Below are 16998 nucleotides of genomic sequence, written 5' to 3' on the forward strand. Positions count from 1 at the left end.
TAGGAGATTATCATGCTTGGTTGGGCACTCACATTTTTCGTACTGGCGGTCATCGCCGCAATCTTTGGCTTTGGTGGTATTGCTGGCGCATCTGCCGGTATCGCACAAATCCTGTTCTTCGTGTTCCTCGCACTGCTCGTCCTGAGCTTCGTGGCACGCGCTCTGAGAGGCCGAAGCGTACTCTAGCGACGCAGTAGACCCGAAATCAGCGGGGCGGTTGTCTTGAAGGCACCGCCCCGTTTTCAATTAACGGAGACACTTCATGGCTACCAATTCGGACGTCGCCCCCTCGTCGGGAGGCATTCTCATTATTCTATTGTCGGTGTTGCTCCCGCCTGTCGGCGTGGCGCTTTCACGGGGCATCGGTACGCAGTTCCTCATCAATATTGTGCTGACATTGCTCGGCTATGTGCCCGGCCTTGTACACGCCGTGTGGCTCGTAGCCCGGTCTGACTGATCCAAACCGACATCATTCATCAAAATTCTCAGAAGGAGAAACCCAATGGCAAACCTCGACAAACTCAAAGAAAATCCAAAAGAGCAGCTTTTCGACCATCTTGAAGATGTTCGCGCAGTCATGCTCGGCTCGCCTGTTCACGAACAACATATGCAGCCAATGGCGCCTCAGATTGATGAAGAGACGGGCACGATCTGGTTTTATACCAACAAGTCTTCCGATCTCGTGAAATCGCTTGGCCAGGATGGCGGCGAAGTTCACATGTGCGTGGTGGAGAAAGACTATCAGGCCTGCCTGCTGGGCGACCTGACCGTCGATCACAACCAACAGAAGATCGATAAGTTCTGGAGCTCGGTTGTTGCCGCCTGGTTTGAAGGTGACAAGAACGATCCAGACCTGACAATGCTCTGCTTCCGTCCCAAAAACGGGTCGATCTGGGCATCCGACAAGAACCCGATCACGTTCGCCTGGGAAATCGCAAAAGCGAACCACAAGGACGAAAAGCCTGACATTGGTGAGCGCCAATCGGTAGATTTTCACTGATTGATGACGAAATCGCCCTAGTGCGAAGAGCCAGTCCATTTTATGGGCTGGCTTTTTCTTTGCCCGGCAATTGCCTATGGAGGTGAGATGCACCTGTTCGAGCCTCAATGCGTCGCGCCGACGAGCTGTCTACTCGGTCAAAGCCCGGTCTGGAGCCCGTCGGAAGGCCTCCTGTGGTGGGTCGACCCCAACCGCGCGAAGCTACACCGCTACAACCCCAAAACCGGCAATGCACGCCGCTATGACCTGCCACTGAAGGCCAGCGTGATCGCGCTCTCTCAAGGAGAGCTTCTGATGGCGGGCGAGCAGGAGATCGGATTCTTCGACCCTTCAACTGAAGAATATACGCGACTGGCCAAACTCGACGGCGAACCGGAGGGCAATCGAATCAATGCAGGCGGCGTGGCGCCGGATGGCAGCTTCTGGTTTGTTACAATGGACGGTAATGAGGCCGATGCGCGAAGTGCCTGGTACCGGCTCACGCCAGACCGTCAGATCCACCCGCTAAATGTGAAACCGGTCGTCATTCCCAGCACGGCAAGTTTTTCTCCGGATGGCTCAACCTTCTACACCTGCGATACGACGGAGCAGGAAATTCACGCCTTCGATGTGGAGGCCGGAGAGCGGCTGACCAATCGGCGCATCTTCACCACGACAAGTTCGGGCGCAGGCTATCCGGATGGTTCCACCATCGATAGCGAAGGTTATCTCTGGAATGCGGAATGGGACGGTGCTCGCATCGTGCGTTATTCGCCAGAGGGCGCCGTTGACCGGACGATCAAACTGCCTGTGAGCAGGATCACCGGCTGCTGTTTCGGCGATCGAGACCTGAAAACGCTTTATGTGACAACCGCTCGCACGGGGCTTACCAGCTTCCAGATGGACATGCAGCCCTTTGCCGGCAGCCTTTTCGCGATCGCCACAGATATCCAGGGAAGGCCGTGTGGCGAGTGGTCGGGGCGCTAAAACAATGCGTTTGTGTCGGCGCAAAGCTTGCGAAGCTGACTTCCTGCACCCAGATGGCTTCACATTGGATGCAATGCAGAGTAAGGCACTGGCGGAAGCGTCCCTGACCGCTTAAACCCCCGACTTTCAGGATTTGATGGATGGCCGATAAGGACAAAAAGAAAAGCGTGGACCCGGTGACATTCTTGCGCCAGGTCGAAGCCGAAGGCCGCAAGGTCACCTGGACCTCGCCGAGCGAGACGATTCAGGCAACGATCATGGTCGTGATAATGTCTATCATCGTCGCGCTCTTCCTGTTCTTCACTGACCAGATTATCGCTGTCCTGATCCGTCTGATCACCGGTCTCGGCGCATAGAATTCAAGGAGAGCCAAAGATGGCCGCTGCCAAATGGTACATTGTTCACGCCTACTCGAACTTCGAAAAGAAGGTCGCGCAGGCCATTCGTGACCAGGCTGAGATGAAAAACCTGTCCGCCCTGATCGAAGAGATCGAAGTGCCGACAGAAGAAGTTGTTGAAGTCGTTCGCGGCAAGAAGAAGACGGTCGAGAAGCGCTACTTCCCAGGCTACGTCCTCCTGAAAGCTGAACTGACAGACGCTGTGTATCACCTCGTTCGTGACACGCCGAAAGTCTCTGGCTTCCTCGGCGGTGACGGCGGCAAGCGCCCGCTTCCAGTCCCGCAACGTGAAGTCGATCGTATCCTCGGAACCTCTGATGAGCCGGCAGCCGAACGCGTGCGCCCGCAGGTCACCTTCGAGGTTGGCGAACAGGTTCGCGTCAACGAAGGGGCCTTCCAGGGCTTCGAAGGCGGCGTCGAGGAAGTCGACGAAGCAGCAGGCCGCCTGAAGGTTTCGGTCTCGATCTTCGGACGCGCAACGCCTGTCGATCTCGACTATTCACAGGTCGACAAGATCAGCTAGGCGCTTGCCTCTAAAAGAAAAATTCAGAAAACGCCCTTCGATTGCTCGAGGGGCGTTTTTTTATCCGCGCAACATGTCAATCAGATGGTTGGTGACCGGATCGTTTGACCCTTCACCGCCCGGCTTCAGACGTCCGGCCATCGTCTTGCCGCGCTCGACGCCCCACTGGTCGAAACTGTTCAGCCCCCACAGGACCCCGGCGAGATAGGTGCGGTGCTCATACAGCGCGATGAGCGAGCCCAGCTTTTGCGGTGTCAGGACAGGGGTGGAAATAAACGTCGAAGGGCGGCCGCCCGCATGGACCTTCTGCGCTGCGATTTCCGCCGGAAGCTCAGGCTCTTCTTGCTGTATTTCTTCCAGCGTGCGCCCATTGGCCAGCACTTCAGCCTGCGCGAGTGCATGGGCTGTCAGGCCTGTTACCCCGTCATCATCAGACCGTGCGCCGGGCGCCAGGATAAACTCTGCCGGGACAATGGACGGGCTCTGGTGCAGCCACTGATGGTAGGAGTGCTGACCAATCGTGCCCTCGCCGCCCCAGAGCAGGGGCGTTGTTGAACCGCCCACACCAACACCGTCGGGCCCGACCGACTTGCCATTCGATTCCATTTCGAGCTGCTGAAGATAGGCCGGAAGCAGCCGCAAACGCCGTGAATAGGCCAGCAGGGCGCGCGCGCCGAAGCCCATGAAAGAGGCGTTCCAATAGTCCAGCATGGCGAGCTGGATCGCCGCGTTTTCGTGTGCGGGCGCGTTCTGCACATGAGCGTCCATATCCGCCGCCCCGTCCCGAAAGCCCTTCATCACGTCGCTCGACAGGGTGATCGAACAGGCGACCGAACCGGCTGACCAGATCGAAAACCGGCCACCAACGCTTTCAGGCAAGTCGAGGATCAGGCCGTCGGCCCCTTCAAGCCATGCCGTGGCGCGTTCCGGATTGGCAGTCACCAGCACAAAATGCTTTGCCCAGTCAGCCGACACATCTTTTCTGAGCCAGTCGCGGGCACGAGAAAGATTGTAGAGCGTCTCTTCGGTGCCGAAGGATTTCGAGACGCCAACGACAAGGGTTTCAGCCGGGTTCAGGCCGTCCAGTGCAAGCTCAAGGTCCAGCGGATCGAGATTGGCGCAGAAACGCAGCTCGACGCCGGGCAAGCGGCTGTCATGGAATGCGTCTGCGATGAGGCGCGGGCCAAAATCCGATCCACCAATCCCGATATGGACGATCGCTTTGAACGGCTTGCCGTTCGCCGCTGTCTTTCGCCCATTGGCGATGTCGCTGGCCAAGGCTTCGGCGGCCTCTGAGGACGTCCTAACACGGTCTGCGTCGGCAAAGTCAGTTTCATACGCCCGCAGCGCCCAATGAAGCGCGGCGCGTCCTTCGGATGGATTGACGGTTTCGCCGGAAAAGAGCCGGTCGATAGCGCCTGGCAAATCCTTTTCAGCGACAGCCTCCGTCAGCGCACGCTCTGCGGCTTCATCAAGGTATTGCCGCGAGACATTGATGTCCCAGCCGCAGGCATCGAACTCGCTGATGGTTCGACCTGCCTTGAGGATTTCACGAAAGGGAACAGGGCGCAGCCTGTCAGCATGGGTCATCAAATCCATCGAAATTATCCTCTCAGGAGCGGTAGAATACGGTCAGCGCGTCGCCAGCGGCCTTGCGCAGAAGATTGATCGGCAGGTCCGGCTCGCCATGCTCGTAAATGCTGCGCTTTTCATCGCCCGTCATCAGAAGAAGGATATGCCGCGCGCGGGCAACCGCCGGATAGGTCAGCGTCATGCGCTCAGTGATGTCTCCGGTAACGTCGCTCTTCGGCGCATCAATCGGCGCAACGCTGAGGAGGCCGCCCGGGTCTGTCGCAGCACCGAGGCCCTTGGCATCTGCAAACCAGGAGAGGGTGTGCCCGTCCGGCCCCATGCCGAGAATGAGCACGTCGATCACGTCCGCCGCGTCCGAATATGACTTGTCGAGTTCGGCTTCACTGCCAAACGCCGACTCGCCATCGGTTTTCATCGGCAGGAAGGTCGCCGCCTCGGCCTTGTCGCGCAACAATGTCTGGCGGATGAGCGCCGCATTCGACGCCTCGTGGCTCTCTGGCACCCAGCGCTCGTCGGCGAGGCCGACCGTTACATTTTCCCAATCGAGCTCCGCGCCCGACAGGGATTGGTAAATTGGGCCCGGTGTCGATCCGCCAGAGCAGAAAAGCGTTGCTTTCCCGCGCCGCCCCAGAGCGTTTTCAAGCCGCTTTTTGATCCAATGCGCTGCGTCCGCTTCGAAGGTCTCACGGTCGCTGAAAGTGTGAAATTGAGTGCCTGTTGTCATGCCTTCGCAGGGACACGCGCACCGCCTTGCTGTCAAGTCTGATACCATCCGTCTGCGCTGGAATTGTCATGGGTGCTTGAAAGCTCGCGCGCGCGTGTGTATGTCGCCCGCTTCAACGGGAATCAAAGGCCCGCTGGCAAAAGGAACCTGAACCCCGTCCGGCGGGCCGGACATAACTAGAGGAGGCCTCTCATGGCCAAGGAGAAGTTTGAGCGGAACAAGCCGCACGTGAACATTGGCACGATCGGCCATGTTGACCACGGTAAGACGACGCTGACGGCAGCGATCACGATGACGATGGCTGAGACCTATGGCGGTGCAGCGAAGTCCTATGCGGACATCGACAATGCGCCGGAAGAGAAGGCACGCGGCATCACCATCAACACCGCGCACGTCGAATATGAGACCGAGAGCCGTCACTATGCGCACGTCGACTGCCCGGGCCACGCTGACTATGTGAAGAACATGATCACCGGTGCGGCCCAGATGGACGGCGCGATCCTGGTTGTGAACGCTGCTGACGGCCCGATGCCGCAGACCCGCGAGCACATCCTTCTGGCTCGCCAGGTTGGCGTTCCGGCGCTTGTCGTGTTCCTCAACAAGGTTGACCAGGTCGACGATGAAGAGCTTCTCGAACTCGTCGAGATGGAAGTCCGTGAGCTTCTGTCTTCGTATGACTTCCCGGGCGACGACATTCCGATCATTGCTGGTTCTGCTCTCGCAGCCGTTGAAGGCCGCGACGAGGCGATCGGCAAGGAGAAGATCATCGAGCTGATGAAGGCTGTCGACGATTACATCCCGACGCCAGAGCGTCCGCTGGACAAGCCATTCCTGATGCCGGTCGAGGACGTGTTCTCGATCTCCGGCCGCGGTACGGTTGTGACCGGCCGTGTTGAGCAGGGCATCATCAAGGTTGGCGAGGAAGTCGAGATTGTCGGCATCCGCGACACCCAGAAGACGACCGTGACCGGCGTTGAGATGTTCCGCAAGCTGCTCGACCAGGGCCAGGCTGGCGACAATATCGGCGCGCTGATCCGCGGTATCGACCGTGAAGGTGTCGAGCGTGGCCAGGTTCTTTGTAAGCCAGGCTCGATCACGCCGCACACAACGTTCGAAGCCGAAGCCTACATCCTGACCAAGGAAGAGGGTGGCCGTCACACGCCATTCTTCACCAATTACCGTCCGCAGTTCTACTTCCGTACGACGGACGTGACCGGTGTTGTGAAGCTTCCAGCGGACAAGGAAATGGTCCTGCCGGGTGACAATGTGAAAATGGAAGTCGAGCTCATCGCTCCGATCGCCATGGACCAGGGTCTGCGCTTCGCGATCCGCGAAGGCGGCCGCACCGTCGGTGCCGGCGTCGTCTCCTCGGTGACGAAATAAGATAAGGCGTCAGGACTGCGAACCCCGCAGCCCTGAGCCCGATCCATCGCGATAGCGGGGATCAAAGCATCCAGGGCCGCTCCATACCGGAGCGGCCCTTTTTTGTTGCGGTCATCTGAAGCCCGATCCATCGCAAAGCGGGGATCAATCCAGAATCATCGGACCGTTTTTGGTGTGATTACGCGAAGCGCGGTCTTTCCAACCATCACTGGCAAATAGCTGCGATCTGGTGCAGACACATCAGAAGAGGTATCTCAGGCACGTCACTGTCAGACAGGCTCACCCATGTCCCACGCACAACGCTATTTCGAAATGCTGGGCATCGCCTATGAAGTCCCGTCGGAGACTGACAGGTTTGACGCCTTTCTGAATGCCGCCATGGCCTATTTCTTCAACGGTGAGATCGATGACTCGCACCTGGCAGCAGATGTGCCACGCCATAAGGGAGACGATGAGACGCTCGACACGCACGGCAGGCGTATCGGCGCGCTTATTGAGGAAGCGTCACGGCGGGAACAGGACACGAGCGAGCGTTTCCACGCAATCATCGATATTTCGGCGCGCACTTTACTGGTCACCGGCAATCCTGCCGCGGCGCATCTTACCGGGTGCACGTTTCCTTGTCCGTTAGATGACTTTCCACTGGACGCCGATGCCATCCGCGAGATCCGATCGACTCTCCGTTCGGCCGAACATCAGCGACAGGACAGGATCATTCTTGCCAGTGTCGGCGAGACGCAGGCGCACCCTTGTCTAGCATTGATTCAACGCCCCAAAGACACTGCAGATATGGTTCACGTATCGCTGTCCTACATCGACTGGTCAGAGGGGCTCATGAACCGTCTTGGTGAGGCCTTCGGTCTGACGCCGAGCGAAACTGAAATACTCGAGGGCTATCTCGGAAATCTTGGCCAGAAGGAAATCGCCCACCAGCGGGGCCGTTCTGTTGAGACGGTCAAGGGCCAGTCAAAGGCAATCCTGCGCAAGACCGGGTGCGCGCGCATGTCCGACGTTGTTCAGCTGTGCGGCAGCATCGCTTTCCTGATTCGCCAGTTGCCAGAGCAAGCCACCCCTCCAAGCACTGAAAGCTGGATCACACCGACGGATAATATGCAGCTCCTTCCGCGCGGAAAAGGCCGATCGCTTGCCTGGTACGGTGTCGGCGAAGGGGACAAGCCAGTCCTGTTCATTCACGGCTATCTTCAGGGGCCATTCTTTACCCGGCAGTTTCTACAGGCCCTGGCCAGAACCAATGTTCGACTGATCGCGCCTTCGAGGCCCGGATTTGGCCATTCCAGCCCCAGCGCCACGCGTGCGGACTTTGATGACACGGTCGTCAGGGACGCGCTCGCTCTGGTCAATCATCTCGGTATCGAAAAGGTCAGCCTCTGCGTCCACCAGGGCGGGGCTTCGCACGGATTCAGAATCGCCAAGGCGCTTGAATGCCGGATGGGTGACATGCTGGTCATCGGTGGCGGCATACCGATAGATGAAAAGGTGCATCTCTCGCATATGGACCCGCAGACGCGCTTTGCGGCCATGGCGACGCGTCACGCGCCATCGATCATGAAAATGGTCACCTCCATCGGTCTGCCGGTCTACCGGCGGCGCGGGACGAGAGCCTTTCTGGAAAAGCAGTTCGCGAAGTCGCCGACTGATCTTGCGACTTTATCGGACCCGGAACTCCTAAAGGTTCAGGCGCAGGGGCTTTACCATGCGGTCGAGCAGGGGGCCGGGGCGTGGGTAAGCGATGGCGCTGCGGCGATGGCCGACTGGACAGCCGATCTTGAGGCAGTTGATGCTCGTCAGATATGGCTTCAGGCCCGTGAGGACTCGATCATATCAGCCGAGGATGTGCGCTCTTATATGACAGGAAAACCGAACGTGGAATTCCATATTCTTGAAGGTCATGGCACCAACATCCTGCACACCGCTATTGAGGACGTCATAACTGCACTGGATCGCCTGCAATGACGCGGACACCTGATTTTCAATGTCTCGTGACGGTTTGAGGCCTATGCCAAAGCGTATCGATTTCATGATTGCTGGCGTCCAGAAGGGCGGGACGACGTCGCTTGACGCCTATCTGCGCCAGCACCCAGACATCTCGATGGCGAAGAAGAAGGAAGTTCACTTCTTCGACAAGCGCCCGCCAACCGGCATTCGACCGCTCGACTATGCCATCTACCACCGCCAGTTTCACTGGGCCGAGCAGGCGCGCGGCGTAAAGCTGGGCGAGGCAACGCCAATCCTCACCTGGTGGACGGGCGCCATGGAGCGGCTCTGGCAATACAATCCGGACATCAAGGTCATCATGCTGCTGCGCGACCCGGTTGAACGCGCCTGGTCTCACTTCCGGATGGACAAACGCCTGCAGCGCGAAGGTGAAACCTTTTCCAATGCGATTCGCACCGAACGCGAGCGCGCCCGCCGCTCGCTTCCAAAACAGGACCGCGAGCGCAGCCAGGTCTCGCGCGGCTTTTACGCCCATCAGGTCCGTAATCTGAAACGCCTCTTTCCGGACGAGCAGCTTCTCTTCCTGCGCAGCGAGGATCTCTCGACAAGCGCGCAGCCCGAACTCGACAAGGTCACAGACTTTCTCGGCGTCTCCCGCTTCGCCTTCGCAGAGGAGCCGCGCCACAATAGCGCCACCGACGGCGAAACCATGCCGGCGGACGATCGTGCCTTGCTGGAAGAGTCGTATCGGCTCGATGCTGAGGAGACCCGGCGGCTGCTTGGATGGGACCAGGGGCCGTGGAGTGTCTGAGATGGTTTGCAGTGTGCGCGCCGAAGCCTGTTGCACTCCGCGCCCTGATCGGGCATTACACCGCTTCGCCTGAGCGGGTATAGCTCAGCTGGTAGAGCGGCGGTCTCCAAAACCGCAGGTCCTGGGTTCAAGTCCTAGTGCCCGTGCCAGGCGATCTTCACCATTTCAGATCATTTGATCAGCGGTGTCACCTGCTCGCGCAGTTCTTCCCTGAAATAGCTCTTGGCCGAAACGCTGAGGTGTCCGCCGTCGCGATAGAGTAATTGTCCCTCATCGGCGCGAATCGGGCAGTTGGACGGGCACTGAATCTCGAACATGTCGATCCAGATGTCAGCAAATTTGTCCTTCAGCGATTCCTCAAGACTGAGGACTCGTGGCAGGATTTCAGATCGCGGGAGCTCACTGGAAAGTTCGGGGTCGTCCAGGTAAAGCTTCGGGATCGAAACTTTGAACCAGGGCCGCTGACCCGTGATCAGCACCTGTTTTCCGCTGTCCTCAAGATGCGATATTGTCTCCTCGAGGCCAGGCAGCGTGTCATCTTTTGTGTACCGGTCCCAGCGTGCAGAAACGACAATCCCCTTCAGCCGGTCGTCTTGAGAGAGCTCATTGATTTCGAAGTCTGCGAAATCGACGCAGTTCTGATTCTCCTGCGGCGACTGAGCGGACCTGATCAATGGTGGGCAGGCGGCCATGTTGGCTTGGACAAAGTTCAATTCGGGAAAGGCGTCTTTCAGCAACATGTAGGTTTCGCCAGCATAGCTGTCTCCGATTATGAGCCAGTTAGGCTTGACGTCCGACATTTCGAAACAGGCATCCTTGTCCCATTTTTTCATCGGTACGCCGCGACCAATGAAACATGTTCCCCACCTTGAATAAGGCGCGAGGTCCCAATGCATCGTTTTTGTGTCCGTGACGATGATAGGCTGGTCCGTAGTGCTACTGACGCGAGGAGCGCTGAGGGCCCAGGCGTGGGCGCCTGCAAACACGGAACCTGCGATCGACACCGCCAGAGCCGTGTGAATCATACCCTCTCTGAAACTTGTCTTCGCCCATCTGAAACGCGCTTCGACCAGCCAGTGCAGCAGAGTGCCGATAACTATGGACGCAATGAAGAGAACGGCGCTCTCGGTCAGATTAAGTTCGAGACCGGTTTCCTGGCGCCAGAAGACTATGATTGGCCAATGGCAGAGATAAATGGAATAGGAGCGCTGACCAATCCAGGTCATTGGCGCGCTGCCAATGGTATGCGCAACGAGCGAACCTGAGCTTGCCACTATGAGCGCGGCAGCTGCGACTGCTGGGGCGAGCATCGCCGAGAGGACGGTCCCCGTCGAGCCATTGATCGACATTGACAATGCGACGAGGGCGAGCGTCGCTATAATGGCTAGCAGGAGGCCGAGCCGCCCGCCAAGACGGAGATTGAGAATGGCGATAATGGCCCCGCAGGCGAATTGAAAAATGCGAAATGGCGTGAGAAAGAAGACAGCTTCTGGCGCTGTCGGTTGCAGCATAATCGCACCAGCCAGCGAAAGCGCGAACATGACGGTCACAACCGCGATGAGGACGGGCTTTCCAAGCTTGGCCGTCAGGAAAATGATGGCGGGCCAGACCAGATAGAACTGCTCTTCAACGCCAAGAGACCAGGTGTGGAGCAGAGCTTTGGTTTCCGAGCCCGCTTCGAAATAGCCCGAATCAAACCAGTAAAGGACGTTAGCGAGGGACAATGACGCGTAGACGGTTTCCTGGCCGAGGCTCTTCAGCTCCTGCGGATTCATCAATATCAGGCCAGCTGCCAGCGTTGCTAGCACCGTTACAATCATTGCCGGAAGCAGGCGTTTTATGCGTCGTTTGTAGAAATTGCTGAACGAAAAATCGTCACCCTGGCGGAGGATGATCCCCGTAATAAGATAGCCGGAGATCACGAAGAAGACATCGACGCCAATAAAGCCGCCTGCAAATGCTTCCAACCCGACGTGAAAGAGAAGAACCAGCACAACTGCGATCGCGCGCATGCCATCAATTGCGGGGATGTAACCATCCCTGTTCTGCGGCTTGAAGACCATTCACTGCTCCGGTTGAATCGTTCATAATGTCGGTAGGGCAATGCGTATGGATGCTCAACGGCCAAGTAAGATGATTTGCAGCGAACGTTGATCCGCAGGTCTGTCTGCATGCTGTCGGAAATGTCTCTGCCGGGTTCATCTCGACGAGACCGATGAACATTGGTTCGGTTTTCCAACATCCTATCTGACGGATGTGGTCGGCATGTATCGGAAAATCCGTATTGGACTAAGCGCGCTCTGTCTCATGACGGGGCTGTTCGCCTGCAATCGGCCCATAATCGGCCTATAATTTGACCCCGATCGCCCACTTCACAAACGCGGCCAGCGTCGTCATGTTAGGGGACATAATCCAGAGGAAACTCCTGAGAGGTCCATTATGAGCGATCACGCCAAATCCTACCCTGTCCCGGAAGACTTTGCGGCAAAGGCCAATCTGACGCCGGAGAAGTATAAGGAGATGTATGCGGCCTCGGTCGATGATCCGGAAGGCTTCTGGGCCGAACATGGCAAGCGGATCGAGTGGATGGAGCCTTTCACCACGGTGAAAGACGTGTCCTGGGACAAGGATGACCTACACGTTCGATGGTTTTCCGACGGGACGCTGAATGTCACCGAAAGCTGCCTCGATCGACAGCTCGAGACCCGCGCTGACAAGCCTGCCATCATCTGGGAAGGCGACGAGCCGGACGATAGCCACACGCTGACCTACCGCCAGATGTACCACGCCGTCTGCCGGTTCTCGAACGTCCTCAAGGAGATGGGTGTCAAGAAAGGTGATCGCGTCACGATTTACATGCCGATGATTGTCGAGGCGGCGATGGCGATGCTCGCCTGTGCGCGGATCGGCGCCGTGCATTCAGTCGTGTTCGGCGGCTTTTCTCCTGAAGCGCTGGCTGGGCGGATTACTGATTGCGAATCCCGTTTTGTCATTACGGCAGACGAAGGCGTGCGCGGCGGCCGTATCGTACCGCTGAAGGCCAATTGCGACAAAGCCTGCGATCACGCCAATGGTATGGTCGACAAGGTGCTCGTCGTTCGCCGGACCGGCAATGCTGTCGAGATGAAAGAGGGCCGCGATCTCTGGCTGCATGAAGTTGGCGCGGACGTCGCCGATACCTGTCCACCCGAACCGATGAATGCGGAAGACCCGCTGTTCATCCTCTACACGTCAGGCTCGACCGGCAAACCGAAAGGCGTGCTGCACACCTGCGGCGGCTACCTCGTCTGGGCGTCGATGACGCATGAATATGTCTTTGATCTAAAAGAAGATGATGTCTTCTGGTGCTCTGCCGATGTCGGCTGGGTGACGGGCCACACATATATCGTCTATGGCCCGCTCGCGAATGGCGCGACATCGGTCATGTTCGAAGGGGTGCCGACTTATCCGACCGCGTCGCGCTTCTGGGAAGCCTGCGACAAGCACGGTGTGACGATTTTCTACACGGCGCCGACGGCGATCCGCGCGCTTATGCGTGAAGGCGATGGCCCCGTGAAATCGACCGACCGGTCCTCCATCCGCCTGCTGGGCACGGTGGGTGAGCCCATCAACCCGGAAGCCTGGGAATGGTATTTCAAGGTTGTCGGCGAAGAGCGCTGCCCGATTGTCGACACCTGGTGGCAGACCGAGACAGGCGGTACCATGATCGTGCCACTGCCGGGGACCACGGAGATGAAACCGGGTGCAGGCTCACACCCCTTCTTCGGCGTGAAGCCTAAACTGGTTGATGCCGAAGGCCACGAACTGCGCGGCGCCACCGAAGGCAATCTGATTCTTACCGACAGCTGGCCTGGCCAGATGCGGACCGTTTATGGTGATCATCAGCGCTTTATCGAAACCTATTTCTCGGCCTATCCGGGCAACTATTTCACCGGAGATGGCTGCCGCCGCGACGAGGGCGGCTTCTTCTGGATCACCGGACGGGTCGATGACGTCATCAATGTCTCGGGCCACCGTATGGGCACGGCAGAAGTCGAAAGCGCTCTGGTGTCTCACGATGGCGTGGCTGAAGCAGCGGTGGTCGGGTATCCGCACGATATCAAGGGGCAGGGTATCTATGCCTATGTCACGACCGTGGCGGACGTAGAACCGAGCGATGAGCTAAAGGCCGAACTCGTCAAACATGTACGCTCGGAAATCGGCCCGATCGCGAGCCCCGATCTCATCCAGTTTGCCCCCGGATTGCCGAAGACGCGTTCGGGGAAAATCATGCGCCGCATCCTGCGCAAGATTGCAGAAGACAGCTTTGACAATCTAGGCGACACCTCGACCCTCGCTGAACCCGAAGTCGTCGACCAACTCATCGAAGGGCGCCAGAATCGCAAGGTCCACGCTTGAGCACAAAAAAAGAGCGCAGGCCCGACAGCCTGCGCTCACTCTTGATGTGCGCCCCCGATGGGGACCTGCTAAACTTTAACGCAGCATGGCGGTCGAGACCGCGTTCGGCTTTACAGTCTCAGTGTCTTTCTGCGTGTCGACCGTATCTGAAGCAACGCCGAGCCAGCTGATAAGTACGGCTACAAAGAAGTCGCGTACGGCGATCAATGCGGCAATCATGATTCTGTCCACCTAATAGAAATTCGATAAAGTATTATACGCTGACAAGGTTTCATAGGCAATTACAAAAGTAGCGCGCTTGTGAGATTGATCTTTAACGAGTGGATAAGCAAAGCCTGCGACTAGTGTGCGCAATATCAGAGGGCTGATTTATCCATGACAGCGCGCACCGAAATCGACATCGAACATCTGCTTTCAATGACCGGGGGCGATGCGGATCTTGCTGAAGAGGTCATCGACATCTTCAGGCAGCAAGCGGCCATCTGGTCGAGATTGCTTGATCCGCGCGCCGAGCCTGGCCAGTGGGCCGATGCGGCTCATACCCTGAAAGGCGCAGCGCTCAGTATTGGAGCAAATGACCTGGCGGACTCTTGCAAGAAGGCGGAAGCGGCCGGACGCGACCTTCCACCAACTGTGGCGGGGGCGGCCCTATTGCTAAATGAGGTGAAGGATCAGATTGCCATGACGCTGGAAGCGTGCGGGCGCGCAACTCATGCCTTGTCCAAGCCGGGCTTGAGAGCATCGAAAGCTTCAAATTCGTAAGCAATGCAACGATCGATCAGCGTCCGCCAGACAGGTTCGGCGATTGCTGGAGACAGTCCTTGCCGTTTCGCCTCAGCGACCACTTTGGTGATGACATCTTCAATCCGGGCGCGGTCATGCACGCTTTTACGGGTGCCTTTGATTCGCGCGGCGGCATCCATGAACGACTGTCGTTCTTCCAGGAGTTTGACGAGTTCGCGATCAAGGCGATCAATCTCGTAACGCACATCGGCCATTGTTTGCGCGGTCTGCGCGGTATGGCGGCGAGTATCGGGGGCGGCGGTATCTGACATGTCGGCTCCTGATAAACCCCTATGACTTCTCATCAAATAAGACGAGCCGCCAGACACAGTGGTGTGGCGGCTCGACGCATATATAGTCGGCAGAGTGAGTTCTACCAGCTTTGCTAGCGCTCAATGAAGGCCGGTCCGCGAGCTTGGACGGGCGACCCATTGAGTACGCCTCCTTGCTCGATCAGCATCTGGACGCGCTCATCCTCCAGGACCTCTGCGGCTCGGGCCAACGTGCCGAGATCACTGGCTGACGCTTCTGCCATCGGACCGAAGCCCGGGAGTCCGCCCTGTGGCACAGGGTAGAACATGATGCGGCTTTCTTCATCGTCAGCAATTCCAGCGAGTTCGCGGGCTTTTTCGATTGCATCCATCAAGCCGCCAAGTTGGTCCACAATGCCAACTTCCAGGCCGTCCTGTCCCGTCCAGACCCGCCCCTTGGCGATTTCGCGGACATCCGCTTCGCTCATATTGCGACCTTCCGCGACGAGGCTGATGAAGCGGTCGTAACCCCGTTCGAGCCAGGCGTGGAGGCGGCTGCGCTGTTCTTCATCAAAGCCTTCGAGCGTTGTCATCGCACCAGAGAAGGGGCCGCCAACCGTAATCGCTTCGGTATTGATGCCGATTTGACGAAGGCCGTCAGCGAGGGCGAACTTGCCGCCAAAAATGCCGATGGAACCGGTAATCGTCGAAGGGTTGGCAACAATCCAGTCGGCGCCCGTCGAAACATAATATCCACCTGATGCTGCGACTGACCCCATAGAGACCACGACCGGCTTGTCCATTTCCTGAACGCGTTGCACGGCGCGCCAGATCTGATCGGATGCGGTCGGAGAGCCGCCGGGACTGTCAACGCGGAACACGATCGCCTTGACCCGGTCGTTACGCCCAGCCTCGAGGATCGCGCCGGCGATTTGGTCGGATGCGAATGCAGGGCCGCCATTGAATAGGTCGCCATTGCTTCCGCCGGTCACGATTGCCCCTTCGCCGCCGACGATGGCGATTGCGGGCGTGCCAATCGGCGCCGATTTCGGGGTGTAAGAGAGAACATCGATGATTTCAGTGCCTTCGCCGCCGCGCTCCTTAGCCATGTCCATTGCGTCTTCCGGCCATCCGAGCTCCGTAGCCAGACCGAGGTCGATAAGCGTATCGGGGCTAAGCGGTGCCGCATTGAAGGCGTCTTTGACCGCTTCGACCGTGAGGCCGCGATCTGCAGCGATGTCCGCGACTGTCGATTCCCAGAGCGATTCGGCGAGCACCGTCATCGCTTCGCGGTGCGCGGGCGTGTAGTCGGTCTGCTTGTAGACGTTGGGGGCGTTCTTGTACTCGTAGAACTGTTCAATCTCCGCCCGGACGTCGAGCTTGTCGAAAAGGCCTTTGAGGAACATGGTTTCAAACGTGATGCCGCCCGGCAGGAAATCTCCGCCCGGTTGGACAACGATGTCGTCGGCTGCTGCCATGATGCGCATCATGGACGGCCCGCCCGCATAAGTGCCTTGTGAATGCACGATTACGAACTTGCCCTGATCGCGCAGCTCATGAATAGCGTCGCGCAATTCTTCGGCACGCGACGAACCGACAGAGTATTCGCTCGCTCTTATCAGGACGCCTTTGACCGATGGGTCGGACTTGGCGGCATCGAGGCGCGTCAGAACGTTGACGAATCCCTTCTCACCAAACAGCGCACCCAATCCGCTTGTTGCGGGCTGATCAGCAAGCTGGTCACGAAGATCTATGGAAAGAACCGCTGAAGCGGGGGTCTCATCTCCGCCCGACAACGAGGCGCCAGCTGAATTGATCCATCCGCCTATGGCAGCAGAGGCGATAAAGAAAAGTAGGACTGCTCCCAGCAGCGCGCCAAGAACCGCGCCTCCAAGTGCCACAAAAAATGTCCGCACGACCAAAAACCTCCGAACCGTCACGTTTATCAATAATCGATATGATCTTTATCGAATAAAAGTAAAGAGCGGATGTCACTCATCGATGGGATTGCTATGGAACCTGAAGAAGGGAGATTGGTCGGAATAGGAGGATTCGAACCTCCGACCCCCGCCTCCCGAAGACGGTGCTCTACCAGGCTGAGCTATATTCCGAGCCGAGGCGAGCGCCTATATAATAGAGGGCTACAGCTGACAAGGCGGACCGTCTGACGAGTTACAGGATTTCGCAGCTGTCTTTTGCTTCAGTTTGGGAG

The 16998-nt window shown here is 58.0% G+C and carries 17 protein-coding genes and 2 tRNA genes; 12 read left to right on the forward strand and 7 right to left on the reverse strand.

The genetic code is table 11. The annotated features are described in order from the left end of the window. The first annotated feature begins 12 nt into the window (after positions 1 to 12). From WNY37_RS08960 to nusG, 6 genes are all read left to right on the forward strand, one after another. Positions 13 to 186, forward strand: coding sequence for a DUF1328 domain-containing protein (locus WNY37_RS08960; protein ID WP_342973117.1), 174 nt, complete (start codon positions 13 to 15; stop codon positions 184 to 186). 76 nt (positions 187 to 262) lie between these two features. Further along, a complete protein-coding gene (locus tag WNY37_RS08965; protein WP_342973118.1) occupies positions 263 to 457 on the forward strand; it encodes a YqaE/Pmp3 family membrane protein in 195 nt (64 codons plus the stop codon). Between the two features lie 45 nt (positions 458 to 502). Next, positions 503 to 1000 carry a pyridoxamine 5'-phosphate oxidase family protein gene (locus WNY37_RS08970; RefSeq protein WP_342973119.1) on the forward strand — a complete coding sequence of 166 codons (498 nt, stop codon included), beginning with the start codon at positions 503 to 505 and terminating at the stop codon, positions 998 to 1000. Positions 1001 to 1042: 42 nt separating this feature from the next. Next, positions 1043 to 1966, forward strand: coding sequence for an SMP-30/gluconolactonase/LRE family protein (locus WNY37_RS08975; protein WP_342973120.1), 924 nt, complete (start codon positions 1043 to 1045; stop codon positions 1964 to 1966). A 140-nt stretch (positions 1967 to 2106) separates the two neighbouring features. After that, complete coding sequence (secE, locus tag WNY37_RS08980; protein ID WP_342973121.1) at positions 2107 to 2322, forward strand: preprotein translocase subunit SecE; 216 nt, start codon at positions 2107 to 2109, stop codon at positions 2320 to 2322. A 19-nt stretch (positions 2323 to 2341) separates the two neighbouring features. After that, positions 2342 to 2887, forward strand: a complete 546-nt coding sequence (nusG, locus tag WNY37_RS08985; protein WP_342973122.1) for a transcription termination/antitermination protein NusG — start codon at positions 2342 to 2344, stop codon at positions 2885 to 2887. 60 nt (positions 2888 to 2947) lie between these two features. Here nusG and WNY37_RS08990 read toward each other — a convergent pair whose 3' ends face one another. Then, positions 2948 to 4486, reverse strand: coding sequence for a glucose-6-phosphate isomerase (locus tag WNY37_RS08990; protein ID WP_342973123.1), 1539 nt, complete (start codon positions 4484 to 4486; stop codon positions 2948 to 2950). Between the two features lie 13 nt (positions 4487 to 4499). Next, positions 4500 to 5204, reverse strand: coding sequence for a 6-phosphogluconolactonase (pgl, locus tag WNY37_RS08995; RefSeq protein WP_342973124.1), 705 nt, complete (start codon positions 5202 to 5204; stop codon positions 4500 to 4502). A gap of 192 nt (positions 5205 to 5396) precedes the next feature. Between pgl and tuf the strand changes: the two genes are divergently transcribed. From tuf to WNY37_RS09015, 4 genes are all read left to right on the forward strand, one after another. Further along, positions 5397 to 6587 (forward strand): elongation factor Tu, encoded by a 1191-nt coding sequence (gene tuf / locus WNY37_RS09000; protein ID WP_342973056.1) that lies wholly within the window; start codon positions 5397 to 5399, stop codon positions 6585 to 6587. 285 nt (positions 6588 to 6872) lie between these two features. After that, positions 6873 to 8561 carry an alpha/beta hydrolase gene (locus WNY37_RS09005; RefSeq protein WP_342973125.1) on the forward strand — a complete coding sequence of 563 codons (1689 nt, stop codon included), beginning with the start codon at positions 6873 to 6875 and terminating at the stop codon, positions 8559 to 8561. Positions 8562 to 8604: 43 nt separating this feature from the next. Further along, positions 8605 to 9354, forward strand: a complete 750-nt coding sequence (locus tag WNY37_RS09010; protein WP_342973126.1) for a sulfotransferase domain-containing protein — start codon at positions 8605 to 8607, stop codon at positions 9352 to 9354. Positions 9355 to 9427: 73 nt separating this feature from the next. Beyond that, positions 9428 to 9503 (forward strand) — tRNA-Trp (locus WNY37_RS09015). A gap of 21 nt (positions 9504 to 9524) precedes the next feature. On the opposite strand, the gene WNY37_RS09020 is transcribed toward WNY37_RS09015, so the two are convergent. After that, entirely contained in the window at positions 9525 to 11417 is a 1893-nt protein-coding gene (locus WNY37_RS09020; RefSeq protein WP_342973127.1) for an acyltransferase family protein, read from the reverse strand. Positions 11418 to 11793: 376 nt separating this feature from the next. Here WNY37_RS09020 and acs point away from each other — a divergent pair, with 376 nt between their 5' ends. After that, the gene (acs, locus tag WNY37_RS09025; protein ID WP_342973128.1) at positions 11794 to 13752 is read left to right on the forward strand and encodes an acetate--CoA ligase; all 1959 of its coding nucleotides are present in this window, start codon (positions 11794 to 11796) and stop codon (positions 13750 to 13752) included. A 75-nt stretch (positions 13753 to 13827) separates the two neighbouring features. Here the strand turns inward: acs and WNY37_RS09030 are convergent, their stop codons facing one another. Next, the gene (locus tag WNY37_RS09030; protein WP_342973129.1) at positions 13828 to 13971 is read right to left on the reverse strand and encodes a hypothetical protein; all 144 of its coding nucleotides are present in this window, start codon (positions 13969 to 13971) and stop codon (positions 13828 to 13830) included. Positions 13972 to 14127: 156 nt separating this feature from the next. On the opposite strand from WNY37_RS09030, the gene WNY37_RS09035 reads away from it, so the two are divergent. Continuing rightward, entirely contained in the window at positions 14128 to 14514 is a 387-nt protein-coding gene (locus tag WNY37_RS09035; RefSeq protein WP_342973130.1) for an Hpt domain-containing protein, read from the forward strand. On the opposite strand, the gene WNY37_RS09040 is transcribed toward WNY37_RS09035, so the two are convergent. The 3 genes from WNY37_RS09040 to WNY37_RS09050 all read right to left on the reverse strand — a co-directional run bounded on the left by WNY37_RS09040 (position 14463) and on the right by WNY37_RS09050 (position 16897). Then, the gene (locus tag WNY37_RS09040; protein ID WP_342973131.1) at positions 14463 to 14807 is read right to left on the reverse strand and encodes a chorismate mutase; all 345 of its coding nucleotides are present in this window, start codon (positions 14805 to 14807) and stop codon (positions 14463 to 14465) included. The two genes, WNY37_RS09035 and WNY37_RS09040, sit on opposite strands and share 52 nt — an antisense overlap. Positions 14808 to 14920: 113 nt before the next feature. Further along, positions 14921 to 16702 carry a signal peptide peptidase SppA gene (sppA, locus tag WNY37_RS09045; protein ID WP_342973132.1) on the reverse strand — a complete coding sequence of 594 codons (1782 nt, stop codon included), beginning with the start codon at positions 16700 to 16702 and terminating at the stop codon, positions 14921 to 14923. Positions 16703 to 16820: 118 nt separating this feature from the next. Beyond that, positions 16821 to 16897, reverse strand: a tRNA-Pro gene (locus tag WNY37_RS09050). Positions 16898 to 16998 lie beyond the last annotated feature (101 nt).

This window comes from Henriciella sp. AS95, from assembly GCF_038900055.1.
In the GTDB taxonomy this organism is placed as follows: domain Bacteria; phylum Pseudomonadota; class Alphaproteobacteria; order Caulobacterales; family Hyphomonadaceae; genus Henriciella.